Below are 12,942 nucleotides of genomic sequence, written 5' to 3' on the forward strand. Positions count from 1 at the left end.
GGCCATGACGAAAGCCGCCAAGACGCCACGCTGGCGCCGGAACCGACCTGAGTCGTGGCACATCGGATGTAGCGGTCGCGCAGTCAGACTCGCATGCGGTCCACCGTGACAGGCGCGCGGCAATTATCCCCACCGTTCCGTTTTGCCCCTAACGCGTCATCGCCGCGTGCATCAATCGATCGGCGCGCGTGGTGTAGGCGTTGTAGAAGTCCTGATGCGCGCGTCGACAGCGCCAGCACTTTCAGCATGCGGCGGACGCCGCCGCTACGTCAGTGACAGGCGCATTGCAGCCATTCCGTTCTGCCTGCAACACGGCCTTGCCCAGCGCATCAATCGGTCGGCGCATGCGCTGTCAGCGTTGAAAAACCACTGGTACGCGCGTCAATGCCGTGAGCATCTTTCAGCACGCAGAAGAGGCGCCGCCACATCGAGGCGCCCCGCGCGAACGGCCTTACAGCGCGTCGCTATCCAGCTCGCCGGTACGGATGCGCACCACGGTGCCGAGGTCGTACACAAAGACTTTGCCGTCGCCGATCTTGCCGGTGCCGGCGGCGGCCACGATGGCTTCGACCACACGCTCGGCCTGGTCGTCGGTCACCGCCACTTCGATCTTCACCTTGGGCAGGAAATCGACCACGTACTCGGCGCCGCGATACAGCTCGGTGTGGCCCTTCTGCCGCCCGAAGCCCTTGACCTCGGTCACCGTGATGCCCGCCACGCCGCAGCCGGCGAGTGCTTCGCGCACATCGTCGAGCTTGAACGGTTTGACGATGGCCATGATCATTTTCATTGATGCAGATCCCAGGGCATGACGGGCGCGCAGCATACCGTGGACGGCTGCAACACTCACCCATGCTTAGAGCGGCTAACAAAAACGTGGCGAGCAGTCGTCAGGTGAATGAGGACGGCGCGGAGGAGCCGGAGCGTACGCGTGGTACATGCCGCACCGAGCACCGGCCGCGCCCACCTGGCGGTGAGCACAGCCGTTTTGTTCGCTGCCCTTAGCCGCCGTCACCGCGGCCAACAACCGAATGGGACTATCCTTACCGCCTGCCGACTGCCTTGCCGATGTCCCGTGTGTCCCGGCCTGCACTAGGCTTCCTACGGACCTGCGGAGAACACCATGATCGATTTCAATCAGCTCGACGACCTCGCCCGCCGCCTCAGCGACCTGGTGCCGCCGGGCCTGCGCCAATCGCGCGAAGAGCTGCAGAGCACCTTCAAGGGCGCACTGCAGGCCGGCCTGGGCAAGCTCGACCTGGTCACCCGCGAAGAATTCGATGTGCAACGTGCAGTACTGCTGCGCACGCGCGAAAAACTCGACGCGCTGGAGCAGGCCGTCGCCGCACTGGAAGCGCGCGCACCGGGCGCATCGCCCAGTGCGGCGCCCGGTTCCTCCGACACTCCCTGACGAGCCCTCCACCATGAGTCTGGCGCTGGTGCACAGCCGTGCCCGCGTGGGGGTGCACGCGCCTGAGGTTCGGGTGGAAGTGCATCTCTCCGGCGGCCTTCCCTCCACCCAGATCGTGGGCCTGCCCGAGGCGGCGGTGCGCGAATCACGCGAACGCGTGCGTGCCGCCTTGCTGTGCGCACAGTTCGAATTCCCGGCACGGCGCATCACCATCAATCTGGCGCCAGCGGATTTGCCCAAGGACGGCGGCCGCTTCGATCTGCCGATCGCGCTCGGCATCCTGGCTGCCAGCGGGCAGATCGACCGGCAGGCGCTGGCCGATTACGAATTCATCGGCGAGCTCGCGCTGACCGGCGAGTTGCGTGGCGTCGATGGCGTGCTGCCGGCCGCACTGGCCGCCGCGCAGGCCGGGCGACGGCTCATCGTGCCGCTGGCCAATGGCGCCGAGGCCGCCATTGCCGGGCACGTCCAGGCTTTCACCGCACGCACGTTGCTGGAAGTCTGCGCCGCCCTCAATGGCACACAGCAGGCGCCTGCTGCCGAACTGGCGGTGGCAGCGGTGGGCGCACGTGCCCTGCCCGACATGGCCGACGTGCGTGGCCAACCGCACGCACGCCGCGCACTGGAGATCGCCGCAGCCGGTGGCCATCACCTGCTGCTGGTCGGCAGCCCCGGATGCGGCAAGACCCTGCTCGCCTCGCGCCTACCTGGCCTGCTGCCGGAAGCCAGCGAAGCCGAAGCCCTGGAGACTGCCGCAATTACCTCCATCAGCGGCCGCGGACTGGACCTTGTCCGCTGGCGGCAGCGCCCCTACCGCGCCCCGCATCACACCGCCAGCGCCGTCGCACTGGTCGGCGGCGGCACGCATCCGCGCCCCGGAGAGATCTCGCTGGCCCATAACGGTGTGCTGTTTCTGGATGAACTTCCAGAGTGGCAACGACAGACGCTGGAGGTGCTGCGCGAGCCGTTGGAATCGGGTCTGGTCACGATCTCGCGGGCAGCGCGTAGCGTGGATTTCCCAGCACGGTTTCAACTGGTGGCGGCGATGAACCCATGTCCTTGCGGGTGGGCCGGCGATGGCAGCGGGCGGTGCCGCTGCAGCAGCGACAGCATCCGCCGCTATCGCAGCCGCATCTCCGGGCCGCTGCTGGACCGCATCGACCTGCATGTCGACGTGCCGCGGTTGCCGCCACAGGCATTGCGCAGCGGCAACCTGGGCGAAGACAGCGCCAGCGTTCGTGCGCGTGTTGTTGCCGCGCGGCAGCGCCAGCTCGCACGCAGCGCGCTGCCCAATGCGCAACTCGATCAGCCGGACACCGATCGCCATTGCCGGCTGCACAACGACGACCAACTGCTGCTGGAACGTGCGATCGAGCATCTGCAGCTGTCCGCGCGCTCGATGCATCGCATCCTGCGCGTGGCGCGCACCATTGCCGATCTGGACGACAGCGCCACCATTGCCACACGCCACCTGACCGAAGCGATCGGCTATCGCAAGCTGGATCGCGCACTGACTGCCGCCAGCGCGGCGTAGCGCGGCGCACAAAAGGTAGCGAGCAGTCGTAAAGCGGGTGTAGACGGCGCACTCCAGAACCGCAAGTAGACGAGTGGCCCGTACCGCACCAGAGCGCCGGCCGCACCCACCTGGTGGTCACGCAGTAGTGATGTGAGCCGCGCTTGGCTGGCTGCGCCGACAACGGTCGATCGCGCGCCACCGGGCAGAAGCAACCAACAGCTTATGCACGACGTCGACAACCGACAGTCGCCGTCAGTGGCTGCGTGAGCGATGGCGCGCATCTGACAGCCGGTCGCGGCGCGTCCCAACATCCACTTCATGGCCATGCACGTACAACGTCTGCCATCCCCTTGAGCAGAGGCCGTCATGAGCCGATTTCCCGAACTGATCACCGTTGCGTCGCTGGATCTGAACCGCTATCTCGGCACCTGGTACGAGATCGCCAGATTGCCGATCCGCTTCGAGGATGCGGACTGTACCGATGTGTCGGCGCACTATTCGCTGCAAGACGACGGCACCGTGCGCGTGCAGAATCGATGCCTGACCGCGGCCGGCGCGTTGGAGGAAGCGGTCGGTCAGGCGCGCGCCATCGACGCGACAAACGCCCGGCTCGAAGTGACTTTCCTGCCCGAAGGCCTGCGCTGGATTCCCTTCACCAAGGGCGATTACTGGGTGATGCGGGTCGATGCGGAATACACCGCCGCATTGGTGGGCAGCCCTGATCGCCACTATCTGTGGCTGCTGGCGCGCCTGCCGCAGTTGGACGAAAACATCGCCCAGGCCTATCTGGCGCATGCGCGCGAACAGGGGTTCGACCTGGCGCCACTGATCCACACCCCGCACACCGGGCGGCTGACCGAGCAACCGCTTCCCTGAGGATGCGTGGCGATCACTGCTAATGCGCGGCGCACGTCAGCCGCGGCCTGGGCATGCACTCCGCAAGATGCGGCTGGTCCTCGACTCCCAGTACACCGCTGATCAGCGCGCGGCATGCACCACATGCAGACAGCACGCCCATAGGCGCTGAGCGCGACGTGTTGTCAACGAAGTCGTCCTGCATCGGGCCCACAGGCCAGGCATCGGTACAAGCTGCCGGCAGCATTGCTAACTGAGGGCGGCTAACAAAACGACTGCGCCGCCATCAGGCAGGCGCGGCCGGTGCACGGTGCGGCCTGGACCACTCGCAAACTCCTGCTCCGAGCGCGCCATCCATACCCAACTGACGACTGCTCGCCACGGGTTGTTAGCCGATCCAAAGCACCACTGCGATCGAGCACTCCGCTGCAGACAGACCCGGCGACTCAACCCCATAAAACAACGGCCGGAGCATGGAAACCGCGCCGCACTAAACTGCGCCGCTTCTCCGCTCCGGCCGCTTCGACTGCGGCGATTGCCGGGGTGACCAGGTCGCCCGTTGTCATCAACCGTTGCACTCAACGGCCCTACTCAGCCGTTGAGCGTGCCCAGATCCTTGGCGGCGGCCTGCGCGCCCTCCAGGCTGTCGAAGGCCACGCCGGTGTCGCCGACCACGTACTTGACCAGTTCGCCATCGCGCGTGGTTTCGTGCATCTTGAAGATCGGTACCGCATCGGTGCCGCCGACGCGTTCTTTCTGCGTTGTCATGGGTGATTCCTCCAGTGAGAGCGCCTTGCAGGGGACCGGGTGGTCCCGCAGCCCGCGTTGGCGAGCGCAGACGTACCGACCCTAACGCGCACCTGCGTGCAGGCGCGTGAATCCAATGGCTGTGGCAACTGCCGCAGCGCACATGCACCTGGCGGCAGAAAAATTACGTCGACTTCGCTCGACGGACGCGCGCAATGCACGCGTGTGTCGTACATTCGCGACGTGCAGCCTCATCCGTCCATATCTGTGGTCCACATCACGCCGCTACGGCGCGCTAAGGCGCGCGGTAATCCAGCCGTGGCGTACGCGCAGATCGTGGTCCACCGCCCCGGTTACACGAGGCCGCGCGCATGAGCTGGCCCCCATGCCGATGCGGGTGGTGACGTGAAGCGTCAACGCATCATCAGTCTGACCGTGCTGCTGGTGCTGCTGTGCGCAACGCTTCCGATCGGTCTGTCCTACTACCTGGCGTGGCGGCTGGCGTTGTCGCGCGAAGAAAGCAGACTCAGCCAGCTGGCAGCGCTGTCGATCCGGCGTACCGAAACCGCCTTCGACGAAGCTCATGGTGCCTTGCTGAGCATGGCCAGCCTCACGGATGCCGTCCTGCTCGCCGGCGCATCTGGCGCAGATGCGCGCGCTGGTGCTGACCAACCACTACATCGTGGAACTGGGACATTTCCAGCAACGCCGCTTGCGCTGTACCTCATGGGGGCAGCTGCCCGACAGCATCCCGCAGACCAGCCCGGACTTCGTGGTCAAGCGCGGCATCGCGGTGACCACCCGGCTGTTGCCGCTGGCCAATCCGCAGCATCCCTTGATGGCACTGCAGCTTGGCGACTACAACGTCCTGATCAACCCGAACACGCTGACCGACATCAACATCCCGCCCGGCCTGCAGCTGGCGATCGGCACGCCCGACGGGCACCTTCTCAGCAGCACCGGCACCGCCGCCGAACAGTTGCTGGTGACGCCACTCGACGCCACCGGCACCGACACCGACACCGACATCCGCAGCATCGCCGACGCGCAGGTGCTGTCCGGCCGCGACCGGCGCGGCGACTGGGCCGCGGTGGTCACCGAGCCTGCCGCCTATCTGCGCGGGCCGCTGGCCGCCGCACGGCTGCAGGTGGTGCCGGCCGGCATCGCGCTGGCGGTGCTGCTGGTCGGCCTGGTGCTGTGGGTCTCACGACGCCGCTTGTCGCCGCTGGCACGGCTGGAGATCGCGGTGCAGCGCGGCGAATTCATCGTGCATTACCAGCCCATCATTGCGCTCGACGACGGCCGTTGCGTCGGTGCCGAGGCGCTGGTGCGCTGGCAACAGCCGGACGGCGTGCTGGTGCCGCCGGATGCGTTCATTCCGCTGGCAGAAGAGAGCGGCCTGATCCTGCCGATCACCGATCTGGTAGTGGCCGAAGTCATCCGCGACCTCGGCCCCACCCTGGCCGCAGATCCCGCGCTGCATGTGGCCATCAACGTCTCGGCCGGCGACATCAAGAGCGGCCGTGTGCAGTCGGTACTGGCGCAGGCGCTGCAAGGCACCGGGGTGAACAGCGGGCAATTGTGGGTGGAGGCGACCGAGCGCAGCCTGATGGACATCGATGCGGCGCGCACCACCATCACCCATCTCCGCGGTGCCGGCCATACGGTGTCGATCGACGACTTCGGCACCGGCTATTCGAGCCTGCAGTATCTGCAAGGCTTGCCGCTGGATGCGTTGAAGATCGACAAGTCGTTCGTGGACACCATCGGCACCCACTCGGCCACCAGTTCGGTGACCGCGCACATCATCGAAATGGCCAAGACGTTGCAGCTACGTACGATTGCCGAAGGCGTGGAGCGCCAGGAGCAACTGGATTACCTGCGCGCACACGGCGTGGATCTTGCGCAGGGCTGGCTGTTCTCGCGCGCGCTGCCGGCCACCGGCTTCATCGCGTATCACGCGCAGGCGCGCAGCGTTGCCGCGCACGGTTTCAAATAGGCAACCACTGCCTTCAAGGCATCCGGCAAACCGCTTCGATGCCTTGAAGACCACACGCAGGATCTAGGCTGCACTATCGCGATGCTTGGCTCCGCCTGGCACGACTGGGACGCTCAGGCTCATCACCGTCATCGGGCTGAAATCCTGCAATCGCTGCAATCACTCACGATGTGGCCTGGTGTCGAAGTGACGCTCGCAACCACGGCGCTGTCGCTGGGCCCACCTCGTCAGTACACCGGATCGGTATCTATCGCTCGCCTGGCCGAGATGACGCGCGTGCGTCGCATGCAGACACGTGGCCTTGGACGAAAACATCGCCCAGGCCTACCTGGCACATGCGCGCGAACAGGGGTTCGACCTGGCGCCACTGATCCACAACCCGCACACCGGGCGGCTGACCGAGCAACCGCTTCCCTGAGGATGCGTAGCGATCACTGCTAGTGCGCGACGCACGTCAGGCGCGGCCTAGGCATGCACTCCGCAAGGTGCAGCCGGTCCTCGACTCCCAGTACACCGCGATCAGCGCGCGGCATGCACCACATGGCCACAGCTCGCCCATCAGCGCTAACGCACAAACTGGCCTGCTGTCGAAGTGGCGATCGCAAGCACTGCGCTGTCGCTCAGCCACCCTCACCCGTGCACTGGATCCGGGTGCATCGCTCGCCAACGCCGACCATACGCGTGGGCCGCATGCAGACGCGTAAGTGCAGCGCTCACCCACCACGTCTTGCTGCATTACTTGCCGTCGCGGCGATAAGCCACATCAAAAAAAAGGCCGCCAATGGCGGCCTTTCTCGTATCACTCAAGCGCTTTGCAGCGCAGCGCCGCGTTGGCGCACCGGCTTGGGCCGGCTCGGGAAGGCATGCCGCACGATCCGCCACATCACCTGGCCAAACTGACGCGGCAACGAGCCGGTGTTGTAGTGCTGCCCATAGCGCGCGCAGATCTGCTTCACCTCGACCGCAATCTGTGCGTAACGATTGGCCGGCAGATCCGGATAGAAATGGTGTTCGATCTGGTGACTCAGATTGCCCGACAGCACGTTCATCAGCTTGCCGCCGGTCAGATTCGACGAGCCGCGCAACTGACGCAGATACCAATGGCCGCGCGACTCGTTACGGATCGACTCCTTCGGAAACACTTCCGCATCGGCGGTGAAGTGGCCGCAGAAAATGATCACGAAGGTCCAGATGCTGCGCAGCATATTGGCCGCCAGATTGCCTAGCAGCACGGTCAGGAAGAACGGGCCGGCCAGCAGCGGGAATACGATGTAGTCCTTGAGCATCTGGCGGCCGATCTTGCGGCCCACCGGCAGGAACGACGCGCGCAATTCGGCGGCCTTCATCTTGCCCGCGAACCAGCGGCCCAGGCGCAGGTCCTGAATGGCCACGCCCCATTCGAACAGCAGCGCAAACACCACCGCGATAAACGGCTGCACCAGGTAGAACGGGCGCCAGCGCTGTTCGGGGAAGATGCGCAGCAGGCCGTAGCCGATGTCGTCATCCATGCCGCGAACGTTGGTATAGGTGTGGTGCTTGAAGTTGTGCGTCTTGCGCCAGTTGTCGCCGGTGGCAACGATGTCCCACTCGTAGGTGTTGCCGTTGAGCTGCGGGTCGCCCATCCAGTCGTACTGGCCGTGCATGACGTTGTGGCCCAGCTCCATGTTCTCCAGGATCTTGGACAGCGTCAGCAGCACCACGCCGGCAATCCAGGCCGGAATCAGCACGCTATGCACGAACGCACCCAAAAACAGCAGCGCGCGGCCGGCCACGCCGGTCCAGCGCACGGCAGCCACGATGCGGCGGATGTAGCGCGCATCGGCGGCGCCTACCTGCCGCTGCACGCGGGCGCGGATGGCATCGAGTTCGTCGCCAAACGACTGCAGTTCGGCGGCGGACAGGGCACGGTTATGAACTCGGCTCATGAAGATTCCTTACAGATCCAGGATCAGGTCAGTGCTCGGGGCACTGATGCACAGGCGCACCTGTGCGGTGGGTTCGTTGCTGCGCTCACCGGTCAACAGGTGACGCGTGGTGCCGGACTGACGCGCGCAGGCGCAGCTGTTGCAGATACCCATGCGGCAGCCGTGTTTCGGGCGCAGGCCTTGCGCTTCCAGCCCTTCCAGCAGCGACTGGCCACGCGGCAGGGTGAGCGTACGGCCGCTGCGTGACAGCTGGACCTGGACGTCGCCGGTTTCGCCGTCGTCCAGCGTCGGCACGCTGAAGGCTTCGGCCTGAAACGCCGCTACCTGGCCTTCCAGTCGTGCACGCGCCGCCTGCACGAATCCGCCCGGGCCACAGGCCATGACGTGACGTGCGGACAGATCGGCGATCTGCTCCCACGCATAGCTGTCCACGCGCGCCGCCGGCGTCGCACCCTCGCGGGTGGTCAGCACCTGCACGCGCAGACGCGGATGCGTGGCGGCCAGCGCCTCGAATTCGTCCAAAAAACAGGCTTCATCGCGCTGACGCACCCAGTACAGCAGGTCCACATCCACCGGCATGCCGGCGTGCGCGGCCGCACGCAGCAGCGCGCGCATCGGGGTGATGCCCGAGCCTGCGGCCAGCAGCAACAGCGGGGTGGGCGCGGCCGGCAGCAGCATGTCGCCAAAGGCCGGGTCCAGCGACACCACCGTGCCCAGCGCCGCATCGTGCGCCAGATAACGGCTCACCAGCCCGCCTTCGATCGCCTTGACTGTGATCGCCAGGCGGCCATCGGCCATCACGGTCGGGCTGTAGCTGCGCAGCAGACGGCGGCCGTCGATCTCCACACCCACGCTGACGTGCTGGCCGGCCTGCAGGCCCTGCCAGTGGCCATTGGCCTGAAACACCAAGGTCACCGCGTCGCGGCTGGCGGTGTTGCGTTCGACCAGACGGGCCATGGGCCGATCCAGCGTCCACAGCGGATTGATCCGGGTTGCCCAGAAATCGAACAGCTGTGGCGACACCAGCCGGCGCGCCAGCCGTGTAGGCAGCGGGGACTTGCTCTTGGGAGTGGGTGCCAGGCTCATAGGTTGCACTATACGCATGCATGCACACACGTGTATACAGTTGTATATCGACCAGAGGGGCTATGATTCATCCCCACGCCCGGCTGCTGCCTCATGACCTCCATCGCCCTGCCTTCCCACGACGCGCCGCCGTCACGCAAGCCGGCGATTTCACGCGAGGACCTGATTGCCGCGGCGCTGTCGCTGATCGGCCCGCACCGCAGCCTGTCCACGCTGAGCCTGCGCGAAGTGGCACGCGAAGCCGGCATTGCGCCAAACAGCTTCTACCGCCAGTTCCGCGATATGGATGAGCTCGCGGTGTCCTTGATCGATCTGGCCGGGCGCTCGCTGCGCACCATCATCGGGCAGGCCCGCCAGCGCGCCACCTCCACCGACCGCAGCGTCATCCGCGTGTCCGTGGAAGCGTTCATGGAGCAATTGCGCGCCGACGACAAGCTGCTGCACGTACTGCTGCGTGAAGGCGCGGTGGGCTCGGACGCCTTCAAGCAGGCGGTGGAGCGCGAGCTGACCTACTTCGAAGACGAATTGCGCGTGGACCTGATCCGTCTGGCCGCCGCCGATAACGCCAAGTTGCACGCGCCGGCGCTGGTGTCCAAGGCGATCACCCGCCTGGTCTTTGCGATGGGCGCGGTGGCGATGGACTCGCCGCCGGAAAAAGACCCGGAACTGATCGAACAGATCTCGCAGATGCTGCGCATGATCCTGACCGGCGCGCGCACGCTGGGCACGCACGGCGGCTGAGCACAGCGCATCGCGCGTAGTGGTCAGATCAGGTGTCGACGGCGTGCTCATCACCGCCGCGGATACGTGGCGCACGCGGCATGACGTACCAATCGTGTTCGCCTGGCACTGAGCTCCGTCGTTGTATTCGTCGCGCGCATTCTTGGTACGGCAGCCTGCTGCCAGCGCCCGGGTTGCGCCTTTCGTAGTGAATGACCGGACGCGCAGTTGTGCGCGGCAGGCGCGCGACTGGCACGAGGTCGGCAACGGCAACTGCCTTACATCATGGTTGCGACCGCACATTCCCAGACGCCACTAACCGCGCACCATCGGCCACGAGTGCAACTGCATGCCCGCCCGCATCCGTGCAATGGGAATACCACTTGTCTGCACAGCCGCGCATCGACAGTTCCTGCGCAACGTGCGTCGATGATTATCCAATCGACCCAAGCCTTCGTCATTCGGAATCTGCACTTTCAATCCGCACATTGCCAGCACCCCAAAAAAACATAATCAATTATTTTCATAAAGTGCTTGCATAACCAAAAACCTGCAGGTAATGTTCGCGCCCTACGCAGCACTGCCTGCACCCGGACCTGACCCACGCTCATGCACACCAGCCATTTCATCGAACGCAATCGACTGCCCGGCGCGCTTCGCGCGGCATCCTTTGCGTGCACGGCCAAACAGGACGTGCGCACCATCATCGGCTGATGTCCTGATTCAAGGAGATCGGTCACCCGATCTCCGAGGCTCGCGAACGCCCTCGGATGCTGCATCCGGGGGCGTTTTTCGTTGTGCGTTCGTCGTGAACCTGTAGATGACCGCAGTTGAAACCCGGGCACGGACTGCCCGACAACAGGGATGTTGGATTGCCACGAGGCGCGATAGCGCTGTGCCCAGGTTTCGGGCACGGGTGGTGTGTGGTCATGCACCGACTGAATGACCGTTTGAATAAAACGGCCATCGGAAACAATGCGAAAGATCGTCAGCGGACTGGAGTTTATTCCAGCTGGTGCGCGCGGCTGTGCCGTGGCGTATACCGATCATCTTTCTCGTGTTTCTCGTTTTGGGTATGGCTCGTGGTCGAGCGGCGGCACTATCCGCAGGCGCGGTTCAATTCCGCATTACCCACCACTGGATAGCTCAGAGGGTAGAGCAACAGATTTCTAATCTGTCTGTCGCGGGTTCGACTCCCGCTCCAAGCAATGACCTTCCCGGTCATCTCGGGGACGCAAGTCCCTTTACGGAAACGCCCATGCTGCGTGCATTCAAGCAATGCATCGCGTGAATGCACACAGCAGCGGCGACGTCGCCGGGCGGTTGCCCTGGACGCGTCACCCTGCGCTCAGCCCTGCCTTCGCAAACCATCGCGCAGCTGCGGCAACGCATCGGTAGGCGCCAACAGCGCAGCGTGCCCCGCACGGCCGCCGTCACCGGCGTTTCCACCTTCCAACGCCGCGTTGCATCGGCACACGTTTGGCCATCAGTCCGATCCGGGCGGCAAAACGGCAGTACCTACGGATCGGACCACCAGAGCCAACCCAAGGAGAAGTGTCATGTTCTGGACCAAGAGGGTCGTGATCGGCGACGGCGAGCGCGGCCTGGTGTATCGAAATCGTCGGTTCGAGCGCGTGCTCGTGCCCGGTGTCTACCGCCTGTTCGACCCGCTGAGCCGTACCGAAGTCAGCGTGCAAAACATTCACAGTGGCGACGAGGTCGGCCGCGATGCCGACATGCTGATTGATACGCTGGGCGCCGCATTGCCGCAGCACTTCGTGCTGGCGGACATCGGCACCGCGCAAGTGGGCCTGCTGATCCGCAACGGTAAGCTCGACCAGGTCCTGGCACCGGGCACCCGCGCGCTGTATTGGCGCGGCGGCGCCACCGTCGAGGTGCAGAGCCTGCCGTTGGGCGACGGCCTGCAGGTGCCGGGCGATGTGCAGCGGCGCCTGCGCCAGCTCGGGACCGTGTCGCGCGTGGCCGTGTGCATGGACGTGCCCGCTGAGTCGCAAGGGCTGGTATTCGTCGACGGCAGGCTGATGGCACCTTTCGGCCCCGGTGCGTACGCGTTCTGGAATTTCCAGAAGAACGTGACCACCGAGGTGATCGACCTGCGTGTGCAATCGGTGGAGGTCTCCGGCCAGGAATTGCTGACGCGCGACAAGGTGTCGTTGCGAGTCAATCTGGCAGCGAGCATGCGCGTCACCGATGCGGTAGCAATGCGGACGCGTGTGGCCAAGGCGGGCGACTACCTGTACCGGGAATTGCAGTACGGGTTGCGCCGCGCGGTTGCGGCCAAGACGCTGGACGAATTGCTGGGCGACAAGGCATCGCTGGACGCGGATATCTTCGGCTACGTGCGTGGCAGCGTGGGCGGTTTCGGTATCGACGTGCTCGGCGTTGGGGTCAAGGACGTGATCCTGCCCGGTGAGATGCGCGAGATCCTCAATGCGGTCGTGCAGGCGGAAAAGCAGGCGCAAGCCAATGTGATCCGCAGGCGCGAAGAGGCCAATGCCACCCGCTCGCTGCTCAACACCGCCAAGCTGATCGAAGACAGCCCGGTGCTGATGCGATTGAAGGAGCTGGAGGCGCTGGAGAAGGTCACCGAAAAGATCGACAAGCTCACCGTGTTCGGCGGCCTGGACGGCGTGCTGAAGCAGTTGGTGACGCTCAGATAATC

10 protein-coding genes, 1 tRNA gene, 3 other RNA genes and 2 pseudogenes are annotated in these 12,942 nt (G+C 65.1%); 9 read left to right on the top strand and 7 right to left on the bottom strand.

Going from position 1 to position 12,942, the window contains the following annotated elements:
* Window positions 1-451 precede the first annotated feature (451 nt).
* Together ACZZ0O_RS03445 and ACZZ0O_RS03450 are read right to left on the bottom strand one after the other, a co-directional pair.
* Window positions 452-826, bottom strand: a complete 375-nt coding sequence (locus ACZZ0O_RS03445; RefSeq protein ID WP_202863455.1) for a P-II family nitrogen regulator — start codon at window positions 824-826, stop codon at window positions 452-454.
* Window positions 827-863: 37 nt separating this feature from the next.
* Window positions 864-940, bottom strand: a non-coding RNA gene (locus tag ACZZ0O_RS03450) — sX9 sRNA.
* Between the two features lie 183 nt (window positions 941-1,123).
* On the opposite strand from ACZZ0O_RS03450, the gene ubiK reads away from it, so the two are divergent.
* Window positions 1,124-1,411 (top strand): ubiquinone biosynthesis accessory factor UbiK, encoded by a 288-nt coding sequence (gene ubiK / locus ACZZ0O_RS03455; RefSeq protein WP_055847344.1) that lies wholly within the window; start codon window positions 1,124-1,126, stop codon window positions 1,409-1,411.
* Between the two features lie 13 nt (window positions 1,412-1,424).
* Window positions 1,425-2,945, top strand: a complete 1,521-nt coding sequence (locus ACZZ0O_RS03460) for a YifB family Mg chelatase-like AAA ATPase (protein WP_463592234.1) — start codon at window positions 1,425-1,427, stop codon at window positions 2,943-2,945.
* A gap of 3 nt (window positions 2,946-2,948) precedes the next feature.
* On the opposite strand, the gene ACZZ0O_RS03465 is transcribed toward ACZZ0O_RS03460, so the two are convergent.
* Window positions 2,949-3,027: non-coding RNA, sX9 sRNA (locus tag ACZZ0O_RS03465), on the bottom strand.
* A gap of 266 nt (window positions 3,028-3,293) precedes the next feature.
* On the opposite strand from ACZZ0O_RS03465, the gene ACZZ0O_RS03470 reads away from it, so the two are divergent.
* A complete protein-coding gene (locus tag ACZZ0O_RS03470; RefSeq protein WP_161963980.1) occupies window positions 3,294-3,803 on the top strand; it encodes a lipocalin family protein in 510 nt (169 codons plus the stop codon).
* Between the two features lie 300 nt (window positions 3,804-4,103).
* A non-coding RNA gene (locus ACZZ0O_RS03475) (sX9 sRNA) lies at window positions 4,104-4,176 on the top strand.
* 197 nt (window positions 4,177-4,373) lie between these two features.
* On the opposite strand, the gene ACZZ0O_RS03480 is transcribed toward ACZZ0O_RS03475, so the two are convergent.
* On the bottom strand, window positions 4,374-4,550 hold the full coding sequence (locus tag ACZZ0O_RS03480; protein ID WP_005989247.1) for a hypothetical protein: 177 nt from the start codon (window positions 4,548-4,550) through the stop codon (window positions 4,374-4,376).
* 384 nt (window positions 4,551-4,934) lie between these two features.
* Between ACZZ0O_RS03480 and ACZZ0O_RS03485 the strand changes: the two are divergent.
* Window positions 4,935-6,528: pseudogene (locus tag ACZZ0O_RS03485) on the top strand (EAL domain-containing protein).
* 301 nt (window positions 6,529-6,829) lie between these two features.
* Window positions 6,830-6,946 (top strand): annotated as a pseudogene (locus ACZZ0O_RS03490) (lipocalin family protein); the annotation flags it as partial.
* Between the two features lie 385 nt (window positions 6,947-7,331).
* Here the strand turns inward: ACZZ0O_RS03490 and ACZZ0O_RS03495 are convergent.
* Together ACZZ0O_RS03495 and ACZZ0O_RS03500 are read right to left on the bottom strand one after the other, a co-directional pair.
* Window positions 7,332-8,453 carry a fatty acid desaturase family protein gene (locus tag ACZZ0O_RS03495; RefSeq protein ID WP_115514138.1) on the bottom strand — a complete coding sequence of 374 codons (1,122 nt, stop codon included), beginning with the start codon at window positions 8,451-8,453 and terminating at the stop codon, window positions 7,332-7,334.
* Between the two features lie 9 nt (window positions 8,454-8,462).
* Complete coding sequence (locus tag ACZZ0O_RS03500) at window positions 8,463-9,539, bottom strand: ferredoxin reductase (protein WP_463592236.1); 1,077 nt, start codon at window positions 9,537-9,539, stop codon at window positions 8,463-8,465.
* A gap of 93 nt (window positions 9,540-9,632) precedes the next feature.
* Between ACZZ0O_RS03500 and fabR the strand changes: the two genes are divergently transcribed.
* Entirely contained in the window at window positions 9,633-10,280 is a 648-nt protein-coding gene (gene fabR / locus ACZZ0O_RS03505; protein WP_055847328.1) for an HTH-type transcriptional repressor FabR, read from the top strand.
* Window positions 10,281-10,735: 455 nt separating this feature from the next.
* Here fabR and ACZZ0O_RS03510 read toward each other — a convergent pair whose 3' ends face one another.
* Window positions 10,736-10,999, bottom strand: a complete 264-nt coding sequence (locus ACZZ0O_RS03510) for a hypothetical protein (RefSeq protein ID WP_463592237.1) — start codon at window positions 10,997-10,999, stop codon at window positions 10,736-10,738.
* A gap of 398 nt (window positions 11,000-11,397) precedes the next feature.
* Here ACZZ0O_RS03510 and ACZZ0O_RS03515 point away from each other — a divergent pair.
* Window positions 11,398-11,464: transfer RNA gene (locus tag ACZZ0O_RS03515), tRNA-Arg, on the top strand.
* A 354-nt stretch (window positions 11,465-11,818) separates the two neighbouring features.
* Window positions 11,819-12,940 (top strand): slipin family protein, encoded by a 1,122-nt coding sequence (locus tag ACZZ0O_RS03520; protein WP_463592238.1) that lies wholly within the window; start codon window positions 11,819-11,821, stop codon window positions 12,938-12,940.
* The last annotated feature ends 2 nt before the right edge of the window (window positions 12,941-12,942 follow it).

The organism is Xanthomonas sp. AC360 (assembly GCF_979258225.1).